This window comes from Mycobacterium sp. NGS11 (assembly GCF_059813315.1).
Genome location: NZ_JCALEJ010000016.1, coordinates 19,488 through 35,525, shown reverse-complemented (window position 1 = coordinate 35,525; position 16,038 = coordinate 19,488). Strand labels below are relative to the sequence as shown.

The window sequence follows — 16,038 nt, the reverse complement described above, 5'->3', positions numbered from 1 at the left end:
ATGGCGTTACGAAGCGCACGCCCCGACGCCTACCCCCCGAAGAGCAGATACAAACCGGTGAAGGTGTAGCCGACCATCACCAGCATCATCGTCAGCTGCCCGGTGAGCTGGTGGCCGGTGGGCAGCAGCCGCAGCGCTTTGTCGTGGGCCGCGATCACCGCGACGATGTGCCCGGTGACCACACAGGTCACCTTGACCGCGGCCAGCACCGGGGGGTGCATGGACAATACGTAGGCGACGTGCAGATGCGCCAGGCCGAGCAGATTCCACCCGTGGCCGAAGGGGTCGGCCAGCGCGAAGAGCGCCTGTTGTCCGCGCTCCACGAGATAGGACAGGTAGTGCGCGAAGATGTAGCCCACCACGATCGGGATCAGCGAATGTGCCATCTCGCCGGGCAATTCGCGGCGCTGCTCTGCGGTCACCCCGCCAGTGGCGCGTGCGGCGAGTGAAAACGTCAGTGCCACAACGCAAATGAAAACGATCAGGCCGACGGTGCGCAGCGTCGATGACGCCAAGGTCGGGGGCGCCCCGAATTCGCGGGTGACCTGGTCGGAGAAGCCGCGCCACGTCGGCGACGACGAGAAACTGTCGAACGCCGTCGAGCCGAGCAGCACCGCGAGGAGCACGACGACACCCGGCCGCACCGGCAGCGACGGCAGATGGTCGAGCGGGTTCCCGATGACGATCCGGCCGGTCCCCCGGTTGCGCCGAAACGGCGAGAGCCGGGAGACGGCCACGCTGTAAACGCCGAACGGGTCGGCGCGGGCCAGCCAGCGCTGCCCGCACAGCCACGCGCCGACCAGCATCAGCACGGCGTAGCAGGCTATCCATGTCCTGACCCACGGCAGTGACGCAGAATTGGGGCTGGCCAGCTCCATCCAGACGAAGGCGAACAGGCCGGCCGCCGCGGGCCGATAGCCCCAGCCTTCGGGGTAGGACAGCCGTGGGCGGCCCAGCCGCTCCGGGACGATGCGTCGCAGCAGCAGATACACCGTGCGCATCGGCGAAATCACCCGCCACACCGGTCCGAAGGCCAACGACAGTGCCACCAGCCCGACCCACAGCAGCACGTAGAACGCGCCGAGCAGCGCGTTGGACTCCGATTCGGGACCCCACAGCCCGGCGGCCACCGCCCACGCCGCGAACGCCAGGGCCACCGCGGCCGCCGACCACCGCGCCGCCCGGGAATCGACCAACGTCGTCAGCGCCGCCGGCAAGGGACGCCCCGGCTTGAGCGGATCGAACCGCGGTCGGCGCCACGCGAAAGCCACCAGGGCGAAGGTGAACGTCAGCGCCCAGGCCGCCCCGACCATCGCGTAGGCGTAGGGTACCGGGAGGTCGCCAGACCCACCGAGTCCGTGCGCGAGCACCACCGCCGCGGCGGCGGAGCTCACGACCGCACTTGGATGGTTGCGATGGTGCGGTCCAGGTGGTGCAGCTCCACCGCGACGTTGCCGGGAACGTCGACGGCGAACCCGAACGTCTGGTTGGGCGCGGCCGCGACCTGGAACTTATGGTCGGGCGTCGAATGCACGTGCAGCTCATCGGCGGCGTCGCTGGTCACGTGCAGGGTGATCTGCTGGTGCACCTTTGCCTGCAACGTGGCGTTGGTCGGAGTGACCTGCCCGTTAGCGATGGTCACGTCGATCGTCAGCGGTGCGGCCGGAGATTTGCCCGTAGAACCGCCGCCGCAGGCGACCAGGCCGCAGGCCAGCGCCGCTGCGCCCGCCGCTCCCAGCGTGCCCCGTAGTGACATGGCCCTACGCCGCCCGAGGAATCGGCTGCTTGTCTTCCACCGGTTCCGGCTCGGCGAGGGAGTTGTTGAGTCGGCCGGCGCCCCAGGTCAAGCCGGCGATCACCATGAGCGTCAGGAACAGCACCACGATCCCGCCCGCGGTGAACAACCACGCCGGCGCGCTTTGGTCGCGTTCGCGCTGCAGGATGGTGACCTCCAGGACGAACGGCCGGGTGCTCGATGCCAGCGCGGGGACCTCGGGGGCCGGAATGGCGGAGTCCGCCGGTTCCCAGATCGGCACGGCCGTCATCGTGCGGCCGTCCTGCACACGGAGCAGGGTCTTCCAATCTCCCCAGACCGGGACCGGCTGGGTGGAGCGGTAGTGTCCCGGCCCGACCTTGGCGAGCCGGTCGATGACGAGGCCGCGGTCGTTGTTCATGCGCCCCTGCCAGGACAGGATCGTCAGCCAGTCCGGATTGTCGCTGACCATGTCGGCGGGTAGCAGTTGGACGTCGGCCGACACCATGCGCTGCCCCGGCGGACTGGGCAGATCGGTCAACGTGATGGTGGCGTTGTTCTGGCCGGGCACCACGATGTGCAAGCCGTTGGCCACCGCGCCGCCGATCACCAACACCGTCACGACGATCACAGAGATGCCGATGGCGCGCCCGGGGAGACGCTGTCCGGTGAGCACCATGCCGAACATGGCGCCGCACATACCCATCAGGATCGCCACCGGCACGGCCATCGCCAGGGCCTCGGGCCACATGCTCATCGGCCACGGGTAGTGGTAGACCGCCGCGATCCACAGCGACTCAAGCCAGAGCCCGACCGTGCCCACGCCCAGCCCGGCGACGGCGCCAAACAGGATGGGGCGCTTGAGAAGCGGGGTCAGCGCGACCAGCTCGACTGCCAGCGCGGGTCCGAGGTAGAGCGGGAACCAGTTGATGGGAGCGCCCAGTATCGGCCCGACCAGCAAGGCGACACCACCACGCAGGGCGATGGCGAAGACGGCCGAGATCAGGGCCGCGCCTCGTCCCATGGTGATGCGGGCAGCGATCGCCGCCAGGGCTGAAGCGCCGGCGATCAGCATGGGTTGGAACACCAGGCGGAATTGCGGGACGCCGAAATCGAACTCGATCTGATAGACCGACAGGCCGATGAACAACCCGCCGAAGGACAGGTAACGCAGGAAGGTAATGAAGACGCCGTGGTAGACGTCTTCGCCTTCTTCGGCCTCACCCTCGCGCTCCAGCATCAGCACCGCGAACAGCGAAAAGCAGGCACCGCCGATCATCATCAAATGCGTTGGGCCCCAGAGGGTGACGTCTTGGCCGAAGATTCGGTGCCAGATGTCGTCGAGCGGGAACCCGATCATCGCGTACATCCCGCAACCGGCCATCAGCACGCCGCCGACCGGCGCGCGCCAGTTCTGCGTGATCCGCACTGCCGCCGGGCCGGGCTGGTCGAACGGCAGCACGACCGCCGTCATCCCACCAAGGAAGATGCCGAACAATCCGATGATGATGAAGTAGTGCGCCGGGTTGGCCAGCGGCCCGGGATCGCGGCCGTTGCCGATATGCCAGCTGACGTCCCAGATGAAGCCGAACAACGCGCAGATGATCGACGTGGTGAACACCAGAACCGGCAGGGCGACCCAGCCGGGGCGGTGGAACTTCTCGCCGAGCTTGTCGGCGAGGCGGGTCAACCAGGTGATGCGACGGGTGCGATGGGCATGGCCCACCCACAGCAACAGCAGGGTGATCACCACCGCGGCGATCGACAGCCCGATCACCTGATTCAGCCCCGCACCGCGAGCCGGTGCCTCGGCAACAATCGTCAGTTCATTCGACCGCATCGTCGTGCCTCCCAACCGCGCCGGGCTGCCCCGGAGGATCCGATTGAAGTCAACCGCTTATTACTGTCAAGTAGGTCTGCGATTGCTTGTTTAATGCCCCGATGCAGCGCTCGTCAATCACGCTTTTCGTCGGGCGTGTCGGAATGGGGGCCGTCGCCTGTCGAACGTGTGGCGTTGCGGCCCTCGCGGCGGTCGCGCAGTGCGATGTACAAGATCACCCCTACCACGATCACCGCAGGCAGGAAGGCCGGCGCCGCCAACAGCAGCATGTGGTGCGCCAGGATTTCGGCGTGCGGAGTCACCAAGGTCGTATACCCATAGCTAGGTCGGACCGTTCGGCCGTTACCCTACTCTGAACACTTTTCATTCCGGCTGCCATCACCATGTGGCAGGTGTCGCCTCGCGCGGACACGAAAAAGAGGCAGGGGAGTACCTGGTGACGCAAGCGGCAACTCGACCGACGGCCGAAACCGGCAACGACGAGGACATCTTGGCGGTGGCCCGGCAGCAGGTGCTGGAGGACGGCCAGGGATTGAGCCGTGACCAGGTGCTGCGGGTGCTGCAGCTGCCCGACGACCGGCTCGACGAACTGTTGGCGCTGGCCCACGAGGTACGCATGCGCTGGTGCGGACCGGAGGTCGAGGTCGAGGGCATCATCAGCCTGAAGACCGGCGGCTGCCCGGAGGACTGCCATTTCTGCTCACAGTCGGGCCTGTTCGCGTCGCCGGTGCGCAGCGCCCGGCTGGACATTCCCAGCCTGGTCGAGGCGGCCAAACAGACCGCAAAGTCCGGCGCCACCGAATTCTGCATCGTGGCGGCGGTGCGCGGTCCCGACGAGCGGCTGTTGGCCCAGGTCGCCGCCGGTATCGAAGCGATCCGCAACGAAGTCGAGATCAACATCGCCTGTTCGCTGGGCATGCTGACCGCCGAGCAGGTCGAGCAGCTCTCCGAGATGGGCGTGCACCGCTACAACCACAACCTCGAGACCGCCCGCTCGTACTTCACCAACGTCGTGACCACGCACAGCTGGGAGGAGCGCTGGGAGACGCTGTCGATGGTCCGTGACGCCGGCATGGAGGTGTGCTGCGGCGGCATCCTCGGCATGGGTGAGACCCTCGAGCAGCGCGCGGAATTCGCCGCGGAGCTGGCCGAACTCGGCCCCGACGAGGTGCCGCTGAACTTCCTCAACCCGCGGCCCGGAACCCCGTTCGGCGACCTCGAGGTCATGCCGGCGAGCGAGGCGCTGAAGTCGGTGGCCGCCTTCCGCCTGGCGCTGCCGCGCACCATGCTGCGGTTCGCCGGTGGCCGCGAGATCACGCTGGGGGATCTGGGTGCCAAGCAGGGCATCCTGGGCGGCATCAACGCCGTGATCGTGGGCAACTACCTGACCACGCTGGGTCGTCCCGCCGAATCCGACCTGGAATTGCTGGACGATCTGCAGATGCCCCTCAAGGGCCTCAACGCCAGCTTGTAGGCCGGCTGTCGCGGCTAGGGTTAAAGACTTGTGGTTGGCGATCTGGGCGCTGCGGTGAGCGCCGGCGTCTACAACGTCTACACCGGGGAATTAGGGGGCACCTCCGTGCCGACAGCGGCTCAGTTGGGTCTCGAGCCTCCCCGGTTCTGCGCGGCGTGCGGGCGCCGGATGGTGGTACAGGTTCGCCCCGACGGCTGGCGGGCGCGCTGCTCGCGGCACGGTGAGGTCGATTCCGGTGATCTGGAGACGCAGCGGTGACCGAGCCGGCCAGGCCGGAGGCTGTGGATGTTCCCGCTTCCCGCCGGGCGCGTACGCGTGCGCTCCTGGTCGTCGTCCTGGGCTCGGCGCTCACCGGTGTGGTGATCGGCGGGGTGTGGGCGTGGATCGCCCCGCCGATTCACGCCGTGGTGGCGCTCACCCGCTCGGGTGAGCGCGTCCATGACTACCTGGGTAATGAGTCCGAGCATTTCTTCGTCGCGCCGGCCCTGATGCTGGGGCTGCTGACCGTGCTGGCGGTGGTGGCCTCGGTCGGGGTGTGGCAGTGGCGCGAGCACCGCGGGCCGGCAATGGTGATCGCCCTGTCGAGCGGCATGGTGGCGGCGGCCGCCGCGGCCTCGGCGGTGGGGGCCGGGCTGGTTCGGCTGCGCTTTGGCGCCCTGAACTTCGATGCGATACCGCTGACGAAAAGCCCGTCGGTCGCGTACGTCGTCCAGGCACCGCCGGTGTTCTTCTCGGACGGCCCGCTGCAGATCGCGGTGACCCTGCTGTGGCCGGCCGGTATCGCGGCTCTGGTCTACGCCGTTCGTACGGCCGCGGACGCCCGCGACGACCTGGGGGCGCTTCCGCCGCAGCCTAGGCCTTCCGAGACGCTGCCGGTGAAAGGCGGAGGCGCCGCGGAAGTGCCAACGTCATAGCGGGCGACGGCCGATCTTGCGGCCCGTGACGACTTTTGCCGCGATCTTCAGCAGCCGGGCCATCCCGACGTAGGTCATCGGGTTGAACATCGTCGGCCACGTGGTCCGGATCAGGTGTTCGGTCAGCGGGCGGCTCTCGAAGCGATCCGTCAGCCAGCGCAGGGCCATCGGCGCCGACAGCGGATGCAGCATCATGTGCTCGTTGAAGGCGTCACGGTGGTAGGTGACGTGCGCGCCGCCGGCGGAATACGCATCGGCAAGCACGTCGATGTCGTGCACGTCGATCAGGTAGTCGTGCACTGCCTGCACGATCAGCACCGGCGGTGTGGGGACCGCGGCGCCGAGCTTGATGTGGTCGAAGACGTAGGTGACTTCCGGGGTGGACAGAATCTGCTCGAGCGGCTCGTCGAGGTAGTCACCCATGTTCTTGCCGGCCATCCGCACCACGGCTTGCACCGTCGTCATCTTCTCCAGCGAGTCGAGCAGGGCGCGACCCTCCTCGTTGGTGTGCTCCCGGATCACCCGGTCCAGGTCGGGATAGATGTGCGCGAGCGCGGCTACCACCAGCGCCGGAAGCCCGGACAGGAAGCTGCCGTTGAGGCGGCGGAAGGTGTTACCGAGGTCCCCCACGGGCGAGCCCAGCACCGCGCCGACGATGTCCAGTTCGGGCGCGTATTCGGCGCAGATCTCGGCAGCCCACGCGCTGGCCAGTCCGCCACCGGAGTATCCCCACAGCCCGACGGGGGCCGAGGAGGACAGGTTCAGGCGCTCCGAGCTCCGCGCCGCCCGGATGCCGTCCAGAACGCGGTAGCCCGGTTCATACGGCGCGCCCCACAGGCCGCGCAGGCCCTCGTGGTCGGGCACGGAGACGGCCCATCCCTCGGCGACGGCGGCGACGATCAGGAAAAGCTCGAACTGGCCGATCGCGCCCAGTGCTTTCGCCCTGCGGCGCAGCGCGTAGGAGGGAAAGCAGCGCGACGAGACGGCGTCGATCGCGCACTGGTACGACAGCAGCGGGCACGACTGACCCGGAGCGAGGTCGGCGGGGACGATCACCGTGGTGGCGGTGGCTTCCGGCTCGCCGTTCATGTCCATGGTCCGGTAGAGCAGCTGGACGGCTTTCATGGGTTGCGGGATCAGCCCCAGGAACGCCAGCTCGACGTCACGCGAGCGCAGCACGGTGCCGGGCTCGGCGTGCTGAAACCCCAGCGGCGGCTGGTAGAACGGATCGTCGGAGGGCAGCAGCGGACGCACCTTGTGCTGCAGTTCCTCGTGCGGCGGCCGGGCGATCCATTCCGCTCCGTGCGTGCCTGCCAGATTGCCGAGCTCAGCCATTGAGGCTCCCTTCGTGGCCACCCGGCATTCTCGCGCACGAACGGCAGGTAACCAAAACGTAATCGCCGCAGTGTGAGCGACTTCTCGTCACATTGGCCAGGTCAGAGCGCTACTGAAGTCGAAATGCCCCCGCGTCGCCCGACGACGCTTTTCCACCAGCCTAGCCAGGGAGCCCCGGCGGCTTGAGCGCGGCGAATTCGTCGGTCACCCGCAGCGCCGCGTCGGTGAACCGGTACAGCGCGGCCGGACGGCCGCCGCTGCGCCCGGATTGTGCGATGGTGCCCGTCGCCGTGATCACGCCGCGCCGGGCCAGCACCCGCTGCAGGTTCGTCGCGTCCACCTGATAGCCCAGGGCGGCGCCGTAGATGTCGCGCAGCGTGGAAAGCGCGAATTCCCTTGGTGCCAAGGCGAAACCGATATTGGTGTAGGACAGCTTGGCGATCAGCCGGGTGCGGGCGTTGTCCACCATTCGACCGTGGTCGAAGGCCATCGGCGGCAGGGAGTTCACCGGATGCCAACGGGTGTCCGGCGGCAGCTCGGGGCTGGCGGGGGAGGGCACCAGGCCCAGGAAGGTCGACGCGATCACCCGGGTGTCCGGAACCCGGTGCGGGTCGGAGAACACCGCGAGCTGCTCCAGGTGTGCCAGCTCTTTGAGGTCGACTTTCTCTGCGAGTTGCCGCCGGACGGAGGTGATCATGTCCTCGTCGTTGCGCAGCTGCCCGCCCGGCAGCGACCACTTGCCCCGCTGTGGCTCCCTGGCGCGCTGCCATAACAGCACGTTCAGCTGTGGTTTTGCCGTGTGGCGACCCTTCGTAACCCGTCCGGTCACTCCGCGAACCTGGAACACGACCGCGAGCACTTCGTGGGCGGTGCTACCATGGGCCATGTTTTCGATTGTAAGTCGAAAACCTCCTGGGCTGAAAGGACCCGCCATGACGGTTATCAATCGCATGGACACGCTCGCCGAAAGCATGGTTGCCGACATCACGGATTCACCCACCGGGTACGCCGGGGTGGCCGGTGATGAGCAATGGGCGGCCGAGGTTCGCCGCCTGGCCAAGCTGCGTGGCGCCACCGTCCTGGCGCACAACTACCAGCTGCCCGAGATCCAGGACGTCGCCGATCACGTCGGCGACTCCCTGGCGCTGTCACGGATCGCCGCCGAGGCGCCCGAGGACACCATCGTGTTCTGCGGTGTGCACTTCATGGCCGAGACCGCCAAGATCCTCAGCCCCGACAAGACGGTGCTCATCCCGGACCAGCGCGCCGGGTGCTCGCTGGCGGACTCCATCACCGCCGACGAACTGCGCGCCTGGAAGGACGAACACCCCGGCGCGGTCGTCGTTTCCTACGTCAACACCACCGCGGCGGTCAAGGCGCTCACCGACATCTGCTGTACCTCGTCCAACGCGGTGGAGGTCGTCGAGTCCATCGACCCGGACCGCGAGGTGCTGTTCTGCCCGGATCAATTCCTCGGCGCCCACGTGCGTCGGATGACCGGTCGCGAGAACCTGCATGTGTGGGCGGGCGAATGCCACGTGCACGCCGGGATCAACGGCGACGAACTGCGCGACCAGGCCCGCGCCAATCCCGATGCCGAGCTCTTCGTGCACCCCGAATGTGGTTGCGCCACTTCGGCGCTGTATCTCGCGGGCGAGGGCGCCTTCCCGCCGGACCGGGTGAAGATCCTGTCCACCGGCGGCATGCTGGAGGCCGCCAACCAGACCGACGCGCGCAAGGTGCTGGTCGCCACCGAGGTCGGCATGTTGTACCAATTGCGCCGGGCCGCACCGCAAGTCGACTTCCGCGCGGTCAATGACCGGGCCTCCTGCAAGTTCATGAAGATGATCACCCCGGCCGCGTTGCTGCGCTGCCTCGTCGAGGGGGCCGACGAAGTCGATGTCGACCCCGAGATCGCCGCCGCCGGGCGGCGCAGCGTGCAGCGAATGATCGAGATCGGGCAGCCGGGCGGCGGCGAATGACCGCCCGACCCCAGTGGACGCACAGCGCCGACGTCGTCGTCATCGGCACCGGCGTCGCGGGACTGGCCGCCGCGCTGGCGGCCCACCGCGCCGGGCGCAGCGTCGTGGTGCTGAGCAAAGCCGACCAGGCCCGCGGGGCGACGGCGACGCACTACGCGCAGGGCGGCATCGCGGTAGTACTGCCCGACAATGACGACTCGGTGGAAGCCCATGTCGCCGACACCGTGGTCGCGGGGGCGGGCCTGTGCGATCCCGAGGCGGTCTACTCGATCGTCGCCGACGGATACGCGGCGGTCACCGAATTGGTAGGCGACGGAGCACGATTCGACGAATCGTCGCCCGGCAAGTGGGCGCTGACCCGGGAGGGAGGACACTCCCGGCGGCGCATCGTCCATGCCGGCGGCGACGCCACCGGCGCCGAAGTGCAGCGCGCCCTCGACCACGCCGCTCGCATGCTGGACATTCGCACCGCCCACGTGGTGCTGCGGGTTCTGCACGACGGCGCCGCCGTGACCGGTGTCCTGGTCGGCACCCCGAACGGGTGCGGAATCATCAGCGCGCCTTCGGTGATCCTCGCTTCCGGCGGCCTCGGGCACCTGTACGGCGCGACCACCAACCCCGAGGGCTCCACCGGCGATGGACTCGCGCTGGGCCTGTGGGCCGGTGTCGCGGTCAGCGATCTCGAGTTCATCCAGTTCCACCCCACGATGCTCTTCGCCCCGGACGCCCCCACCGGGCGGCGTCCGCTGGTCACCGAGGCCATCCGCGGCGAGGGTGCAAAACTGATTGACCGGCAAGGCGATTCGGTGACGGCCGGTGTTCATCCGATGGGAGATCTGGCGCCGCGCGACGTCGTCGCCGCGGCCATCGACGCGCGATTGAAGGCCACCGGCGATGCCTGCGTCTTCCTCGACGCCCGCCACATCGACGACTTCGCCAACCGGTTCCCGACGGTGACGGCGGCCTGCCGGGCCGCCGGCATCGATCCCGTCCGGCAACCCATTCCGGTCGTGCCCGGGGCGCACTACAGCTGCGGGGGCATCGTCACCGATGTGTACGGCCGAACGGAGCTGCCCGGGCTGTTCGCCGCGGGCGAGGTGGCACGCACCGGACTGCACGGAGCCAACCGGCTGGCGTCCAACAGCCTGTTGGAAGGTTTGGTGGTCGGCGGGCGGGCCGGCAAATCGGCGGCCGCGCATGCCGCGACGACCGGGCGAGTGCACGCGGTCGCGCCGGAGCCGGTCGTGCACACCGCGCCCGAGCGCGCCGAACTGCAGCGCGCGATGAGCCGCGACGCTTCGGTGGTGCGCGATGCCGCTGGGCTGACCCGGCTGTCCACCGCGCTGTCACAGGCGCGGATCCGGCCGGTGTCCGGTCGCCGCGACTTCGAGGATGTCGCGCTGGCCGTCGCCGCCCGCGCGGTCACCGCCGCCGCACTGGCCCGCACCGAGAGCCGGGGCTGCCACCACCGCGAGGAATATCCGCAGACCGCATCCGAGCTGGGACGCAGCAATGTGCTGCGCCTGGCCGACGACCAGAACGCGGTGCTGGTGGAGGCGTTGGCGGCGGTCGTATGACCACGATGTCCGACTGTGAACTGACCGCGGCGCGCGAAACCATCGAGCGCGGCCTGGCCGAGGATCTGCGCTACGGACCCGACGTCACCACCCTGGCGACGGTGCCCGCCGAAACGATGGCGACCGCGGCGATGGTGCCCCGCGATCCCGGTGTGATCGCCGGCATCGATATCGCTTTGTTGGTGCTCGACGAGGTCCTCGGTGCGCGCGGCTACGAGGTGGTCGACCGCGTCGAGGACGGGGCCCGCCTGGAGCCGGGCCAGCCGGTGCTGACGCTGCGAGCCGAAACCCGCGGCCTGCTGACCGCCGAGCGGACGATGCTGAACCTGATCTGCCACCTGTCCGGGATCGCCACCACGACGGCGCAGTGGGTGGCCGCCGTGCACGGCACCAAGGCCAAGGTGCGCGACACCCGCAAAACCCTGCCCGGCCTGCGCGCCTTGCAGAAATACGCGGTCCGGGTCGGCGGCGGGGTCAACCACCGGCTGGGGCTGGGCGACGCGGCCCTGATCAAGGACAACCACGTGGTGGCCGCGGGCTCGGTGGTCGACGCGCTGCGTGCCGTGCGCGACGCGGCACCGGACCTGCCTTGCGAGGTGGAAGTGGACTCACTCGAGCAGCTTGACGAGGTCCTGCCCGAAAAGCCCGAGCTGATCCTGCTGGACAACTTTCCGGTGTGGCAGACGCAGATGGCCGTGCAGCGCCGCGACGCGCGCGCACCCGCCGTGCTGCTCGAATCGTCGGGCGGGCTCAGCCTGGAGAACGCGGCCGCCTACGCCGGAACCGGGGTGGATTACCTGGCCGTCGGCGCGCTGACCCATTCGGTGCGGGTGCTCGACATCGGCCTCGACATGTAGCTGGGGCTTTCAACCCCGCCAGCGCACACCCGACGCAGAACCGGCGGCCCCGAAAGCAAACGGCCTTAGGCGATGTCGGCGACGAATACCCCGATCCGGCGCAGCTGCATGCGCGCCATCCCGGGCAGGCCATCGCCGTCCGAGCCGGCCGGCAGGATCCGCGGGTTGATCAGGTGCACCGTTCGATTGCGGCTGAATTCCACGTCCGCCTCACCGGCCGCCAGCACATTCTTCACCCAGTTGGTCTTTCCGTGGCCCAGCGCGATCGCCAGGGTGTTGCCCTTGCGGTACGGCGTGACGATCGTCTCGTACGCCTTGCCGGAGGTTCGGCCGCGATGCTTGATCGTCGCCGTCCCGGGCAGAAAGCGGGCTATCGGCTTGAGCGCCGGGTTGAAGTATTTGATCTGGAAACGCTCGAACCACGGCGGGAAGACCATCGGGACGCCCGGGGCATTGTTGGGGTGATCCTTGGCGGACATGGCGGCTCCCTGAGTCGGCTCTACTTTTCAGCGCGGGGTATGGCCTCGATACCGGCACTGTACCGGTCGGATATCGACTTGAGTTCCTCTGGGACAATGGACACCGTGAGCACCATCCAAGCGTCGCCGATGGCCCGCATCGACCTGCGGGGCGCGGAGTTGACGGCTGCCCGATTGCGGGCGGCGCTGCCCCGCGGCGGCGCCGACGTGGAGACGGTGCTGTCGAAGGTCCGGCCGATCGTGCAGGCCGTCGCCGAGCGCGGCGCCGACGCCGCCTTGGAGTTCGGCGCCACCTTCGACGGGGTCCGGCCCCCGGCCGTGCGGGTACCCGATGCCGCGCTCGAGAAGGCTTTGACCGAGTTGGCCGCGGACGTGGCCGACGCGCTGCGGGTGATGATCGAACGCACCCGCGCCGTGCACGCCGACCAGCGTCGCACCGACGTCACGACCACGCTCGGCCCGGGCGCGACCGTCACCGAGCGGTGGGTCCCCGTCGACCGGGTGGGCCTCTACGTGCCCGGCGGCAACGCCGTCTACCCCTCCAGCGTGGTGATGAACGTGGTGCCGGCCCAGGCCGCCGGCGTCGCCTCCCTGGTGGTCGCCAGCCCGCCACAGGCCCAGTTCGGCGGCCTGCCGCACCCGACGATCCTGGCCGCCGCCCGGCTGTTGGGGGTTGAGGAGGTGTGGGCCGTCGGCGGCGCGCAGGCGGTGGCGCTGCTGGCCTACGGCGGCACCGACGTCGACGGCGCCGAGCTGGCGCCCGTCGACATGATCACCGGACCGGGCAACATCTACGTCACCGCGGCCAAGCGGCTGTGCCGGTCGCGCGTCGGGATCGACGCCGAAGCCGGCCCGACGGAGATCGCGATCCTGGCCGACCACACCGCCGACCCGGCGCACGTGGCCGCCGACCTGATCAGCCAGGCCGAACACGACGAGATGGCGGGCAGCGTGCTGGTCACGCCCAGCGGGGACCTGGCCGCCGCCACCGACGCCGAGGTGGCCGCCCAGCTACAGACGACCGTGCACCGCGAACGGGTGACGGCGGCGCTCGGCGGACGCCAATCGGCCATCATCCTCGTCGACGACCTGGACGCCGGAATCGACGTCGTCAACGCCTATGCCGCCGAACATCTGGAGATCCAGACCGTCGACGCGGCCGCCGTCGCGGGCCGAATCCGTTCGGCCGGCGCCATTTTCGTCGGACCGTATGCGCCGGTGAGCCTGGGTGACTACTGCGCCGGGTCCAATCACGTGCTGCCGACCGCCGGCAGCGCCCGGCATTCCAGCGGCCTGTCCGTGCAGACCTTCTTGCGCGGCATCCACGTCGTCGACTACACCGAGGCGGCCTTGAAAGACGTGTCCGGGCATGTGATCGCGCTCGCCGAGGCCGAAGACCTGCCGTCACACGGCGAAGCGGTGCGGCGGAGGTTCGAGCGATGAGTGGACAATCGGAGCCCACGCTGGACGATCTGCCGCTGCGCGACGACCTGCGCGGTAAATCGCCCTACGGCGCACCACAACTGGATGTCCCGGTGCGGCTGAACACCAACGAGAACCCGCACCCGCCCAGCAAGGCGTTGGTGGACGACGTGGTGCGGTCGGTGGGCGCGGTCGCCGCCGAACTACACCGCTACCCCGACCGCGACGCGGTGGCCCTGCGCGCCGACCTGGCCGCCTACCTCAGCGCCCAGACCGGCGTTCAGCTGGGCGTCGAAAATCTGTGGGCGGCAAATGGTTCCAATGAGATCCTGCAGCAGCTGCTGCAGGCGTTCGGGGGGCCTGGCCGCACCGCCATCGGGTTCGTCCCGTCCTACTCGATGCACCCGATCATCTCCGACGGCACCCGCACCGAATGGCTGCAGGCCGCCCGCGCCGACGACTTCAGCCTGGATGTCGACGCCGCCGTGGCCGCCATCGCCGACCGCCGGCCCGATGTGGTGTTCGTCGCCAGCCCGAACAACCCGTCCGGGCAGAGCGTTTCGCTGCCGGACCTGCGCCGGCTGCTCGACGTCGTGCCCGGCATCCTGATCGTCGACGAGGCCTACGGCGAATTCTCTTCGCAGCCCAGCGCGGTGAAGCTGGTGAGGGAGTATCCGACGAAGCTCATCGTCTCGCGCACCATGAGCAAGGCGTTCGCGTTCGCCGGTGGCCGGCTTGGCTACCTGATCGCCACCCCGGCGGTGATCGACGCGATGCTGCTGGTGCGGCTGCCCTATCACCTGTCGGTGCTCACCCAGGCCGCCGCACGCGCCGCGCTGCGGCACGCCGATGACACGCTCGGCAGCGTGGCGACCCTGATCGCCGAACGCGAACGTGTCTCAACGGCCTTGGCCGGCATGGGGTTTCGGGTGATTCCCAGCGACGCGAACTTCATGCTGTTCGGGGAGTTCGCCGACGCGCCCGCCACCTGGCAGCGCTATCTGGATGCCGGCGTGCTGATCCGCGACGTCGGAATCCCCGGCTACCTGCGCGCCACGACCGGCCTGGCGGAGGAGAACGACGCCTTCCTGCGCGCCAGCGCCCAGCTGGCCACCACCGAACTCGCCCCCAGCCCCGTAGGAGCACCGTGACAGCGACCACTACCCGCCGTGCGCGCATCGAGCGCCGCACCAAGGAATCCGACATCGTCGTCGAACTCGACCTCGACGGCACCGGCCAGGTCGACGTCGACACAGGTGTGCCGTTCTACGACCACATGCTCACGGCCCTGGGCAGTCACGCCAGCTTCGACCTGACCGTGCGCACCAAGGGCGACGTCGAGATCGAGGGACATCACACCATCGAGGACACCGCCATCGCGCTGGGCACCGCACTCGGCCAGGCCCTGGGTGACAAACGGGGCATCCGGCGGTTCGGCGACGCCTTCATCCCGATGGACGAGACGCTGGCCCACGCGGCGGTCGACGTGTCCGGCCGGCCCTACTGCGTGCACAGCGGAGAGCCGGATCACCTGCAGCACACCACGATTGCCGGGAGCTCGGTGCCCTATCACACCGTCATCAACCGGCACGTGTTCGAATCGCTGGCCATGAACGCGCGCATCGCGCTGCACGTGCGCGTCCTTTACGGGCGCGACCCACACCACATCACCGAGGCGCAGTACAAGGCGGTAGCCCGCGCGCTGCGCCAGGCGGTGGAATCCGACCCCCGGGTGTCGGATGTGCCGTCCACCAAAGGGGTTCTGTGACGGCACACAAGAAAGTAGTTGTCCTGGACTACGGCTCGGGCAATCTGCGGTCGGCCCAGCGCGCCCTCGAGCGGGTCGGTGCGTCGGTCGAGGTGACCGGCGACGCCGATGCCGCGGCCGCTGCCGATGGATTGGTGGTGCCGGGCGTCGGCGCCTACGAGGCGTGCATGACCGGGCTGCGCAACATCGGCGGCGAGCGCATCATCGCCGAGCGGATCGCCGCCGATCGCCCGGTGCTGGGCGTCTGCGTCGGCATGCAGATCCTGTTCGCCCGCGGCGTCGAATTCAGCGTGGAGACGCAGGGATGCGGTCAGTGGCCGGGATACGTCACGCGACTGCAGGCGCCGGTCATTCCGCACATGGGCTGGAACGTCGTCGAATCCGGGCCCGGCACAGTGCTGTTCAAGGGGCTTGATGCGGACACCCGGTTCTACTTCGTGCACTCCTACGCCGCGCAGCAGTGGGAGGGTTCGCCCGACGCGGTGCTGACGTGGGCCACCCACGAGGGCCCGTTTCTGGCGGCGGTCGAGGACGGGCCGCTGTCGGCCACCCAATTTCACCCGGAGAAGAGCGGGGATGCCGGCGCGGCCGTACTGAGCAATTGGGTCCACGCATTGTGAGGGACCTCGCGAAAGCG

Annotated in this window: 17 protein-coding genes; 10 read left to right on the top strand and 7 right to left on the bottom strand. The window is 68.9% G+C overall.

Going from position 1 to position 16,038, the window contains the following annotated elements:
• Nucleotides 1–29: 29 nt before the first annotated feature.
• The 4 genes from AC5Y4T_RS17840 to AC5Y4T_RS17825 all read right to left on the bottom strand — a co-directional run bounded on the left by AC5Y4T_RS17840 (nucleotide 30) and on the right by AC5Y4T_RS17825 (nucleotide 3,898).
• Nucleotides 30–1,394: a hypothetical protein gene (locus AC5Y4T_RS17840; RefSeq protein WP_499954591.1), complete on the bottom strand. Its 1,365-nt coding sequence runs from the start codon at nucleotides 1,392–1,394 to the stop codon at nucleotides 30–32.
• A complete protein-coding gene (locus tag AC5Y4T_RS17835; RefSeq protein ID WP_499954589.1) occupies nucleotides 1,391–1,756 on the bottom strand; it encodes a hypothetical protein in 366 nt (121 codons plus the stop codon). The genes AC5Y4T_RS17840 and AC5Y4T_RS17835 overlap by 4 nt, the downstream gene beginning before the upstream one ends.
• A 4-nt stretch (nucleotides 1,757–1,760) precedes the next feature.
• A complete protein-coding gene (locus tag AC5Y4T_RS17830) occupies nucleotides 1,761–3,593 on the bottom strand; it encodes a hypothetical protein (RefSeq protein WP_499921647.1) in 1,833 nt (610 codons plus the stop codon).
• Between the two features lie 113 nt (nucleotides 3,594–3,706).
• Nucleotides 3,707–3,898 (bottom strand): hypothetical protein, encoded by a 192-nt coding sequence (locus tag AC5Y4T_RS17825; RefSeq protein WP_499954587.1) that lies wholly within the window; start codon nucleotides 3,896–3,898, stop codon nucleotides 3,707–3,709.
• A 131-nt stretch (nucleotides 3,899–4,029) separates the two neighbouring features.
• On the opposite strand from AC5Y4T_RS17825, the gene bioB reads away from it, so the two are divergent.
• The 3 genes from bioB to AC5Y4T_RS17810 are packed head-to-tail and all read left to right on the top strand — an operon-like array spanning nucleotide 4,030 to nucleotide 5,981.
• Nucleotides 4,030–5,067, top strand: coding sequence for a biotin synthase BioB (bioB, locus tag AC5Y4T_RS17820; RefSeq protein WP_499921643.1), 1,038 nt, complete (start codon nucleotides 4,030–4,032; stop codon nucleotides 5,065–5,067).
• A 30-nt stretch (nucleotides 5,068–5,097) separates the two neighbouring features.
• Nucleotides 5,098–5,325: a biotin synthase auxiliary protein BsaP gene (gene bsaP / locus AC5Y4T_RS17815; RefSeq protein WP_064883538.1), complete on the top strand. Its 228-nt coding sequence runs from the start codon at nucleotides 5,098–5,100 to the stop codon at nucleotides 5,323–5,325.
• Nucleotides 5,322–5,981 (top strand): DUF2567 domain-containing protein, encoded by a 660-nt coding sequence (locus tag AC5Y4T_RS17810; RefSeq protein WP_499954585.1) that lies wholly within the window; start codon nucleotides 5,322–5,324, stop codon nucleotides 5,979–5,981. The genes bsaP and AC5Y4T_RS17810 overlap by 4 nt, the downstream gene beginning before the upstream one ends.
• Here AC5Y4T_RS17810 and AC5Y4T_RS17805 read toward each other — a convergent pair.
• On the bottom strand, nucleotides 5,976–7,316 hold the full coding sequence (locus AC5Y4T_RS17805; protein ID WP_499921639.1) for a lipase family protein: 1,341 nt from the start codon (nucleotides 7,314–7,316) through the stop codon (nucleotides 5,976–5,978). The two genes, AC5Y4T_RS17810 and AC5Y4T_RS17805, sit on opposite strands and share 6 nt — an antisense overlap.
• Before the next feature lie 160 nt (nucleotides 7,317–7,476).
• Nucleotides 7,477–8,202 carry an NUDIX hydrolase gene (locus AC5Y4T_RS17800; protein ID WP_499921637.1) on the bottom strand — a complete coding sequence of 242 codons (726 nt, stop codon included), beginning with the start codon at nucleotides 8,200–8,202 and terminating at the stop codon, nucleotides 7,477–7,479.
• 46 nt (nucleotides 8,203–8,248) lie between these two features.
• Between AC5Y4T_RS17800 and nadA the strand changes: the two genes are divergently transcribed.
• The 3 genes from nadA to nadC are packed head-to-tail and all read left to right on the top strand — an operon-like array spanning nucleotide 8,249 to nucleotide 11,732.
• Nucleotides 8,249–9,298, top strand: coding sequence for a quinolinate synthase NadA (gene nadA / locus AC5Y4T_RS17795; RefSeq protein WP_499954583.1), 1,050 nt, complete (start codon nucleotides 8,249–8,251; stop codon nucleotides 9,296–9,298).
• On the top strand, nucleotides 9,295–10,875 hold the full coding sequence (locus tag AC5Y4T_RS17790) for an L-aspartate oxidase (protein ID WP_499954581.1): 1,581 nt from the start codon (nucleotides 9,295–9,297) through the stop codon (nucleotides 10,873–10,875). The genes nadA and AC5Y4T_RS17790 overlap by 4 nt, the downstream gene beginning before the upstream one ends.
• A complete protein-coding gene (gene nadC, locus AC5Y4T_RS17785) occupies nucleotides 10,872–11,732 on the top strand; it encodes a carboxylating nicotinate-nucleotide diphosphorylase (RefSeq protein ID WP_499954579.1) in 861 nt (286 codons plus the stop codon). Before AC5Y4T_RS17790 ends, nadC begins: the two co-directional genes overlap by 4 nt.
• A 65-nt stretch (nucleotides 11,733–11,797) precedes the next feature.
• Here nadC and AC5Y4T_RS17780 read toward each other — a convergent pair whose 3' ends face one another.
• Nucleotides 11,798–12,211 carry a nitroreductase family deazaflavin-dependent oxidoreductase gene (locus AC5Y4T_RS17780; protein ID WP_499921633.1) on the bottom strand — a complete coding sequence of 138 codons (414 nt, stop codon included), beginning with the start codon at nucleotides 12,209–12,211 and terminating at the stop codon, nucleotides 11,798–11,800.
• A gap of 96 nt (nucleotides 12,212–12,307) precedes the next feature.
• Between AC5Y4T_RS17780 and hisD the strand changes: the two genes are divergently transcribed.
• The 4 genes from hisD to hisH are packed head-to-tail and all read left to right on the top strand — an operon-like array spanning nucleotide 12,308 to nucleotide 16,021.
• On the top strand, nucleotides 12,308–13,654 hold the full coding sequence (gene hisD / locus AC5Y4T_RS17775) for a histidinol dehydrogenase (protein ID WP_499954577.1): 1,347 nt from the start codon (nucleotides 12,308–12,310) through the stop codon (nucleotides 13,652–13,654).
• Nucleotides 13,651–14,784: a histidinol-phosphate transaminase gene (locus AC5Y4T_RS17770; protein ID WP_499954575.1), complete on the top strand. Its 1,134-nt coding sequence runs from the start codon at nucleotides 13,651–13,653 to the stop codon at nucleotides 14,782–14,784. The genes hisD and AC5Y4T_RS17770 overlap by 4 nt, the downstream gene beginning before the upstream one ends.
• Nucleotides 14,781–15,401, top strand: coding sequence for an imidazoleglycerol-phosphate dehydratase HisB (gene hisB / locus AC5Y4T_RS17765; RefSeq protein WP_499954573.1), 621 nt, complete (start codon nucleotides 14,781–14,783; stop codon nucleotides 15,399–15,401). The genes AC5Y4T_RS17770 and hisB overlap by 4 nt, the downstream gene beginning before the upstream one ends.
• Complete coding sequence (gene hisH / locus AC5Y4T_RS17760) at nucleotides 15,398–16,021, top strand: imidazole glycerol phosphate synthase subunit HisH (RefSeq protein WP_499954571.1); 624 nt, start codon at nucleotides 15,398–15,400, stop codon at nucleotides 16,019–16,021. The genes hisB and hisH overlap by 4 nt, the downstream gene beginning before the upstream one ends.
• The last annotated feature ends 17 nt before the right edge of the window (nucleotides 16,022–16,038 follow it).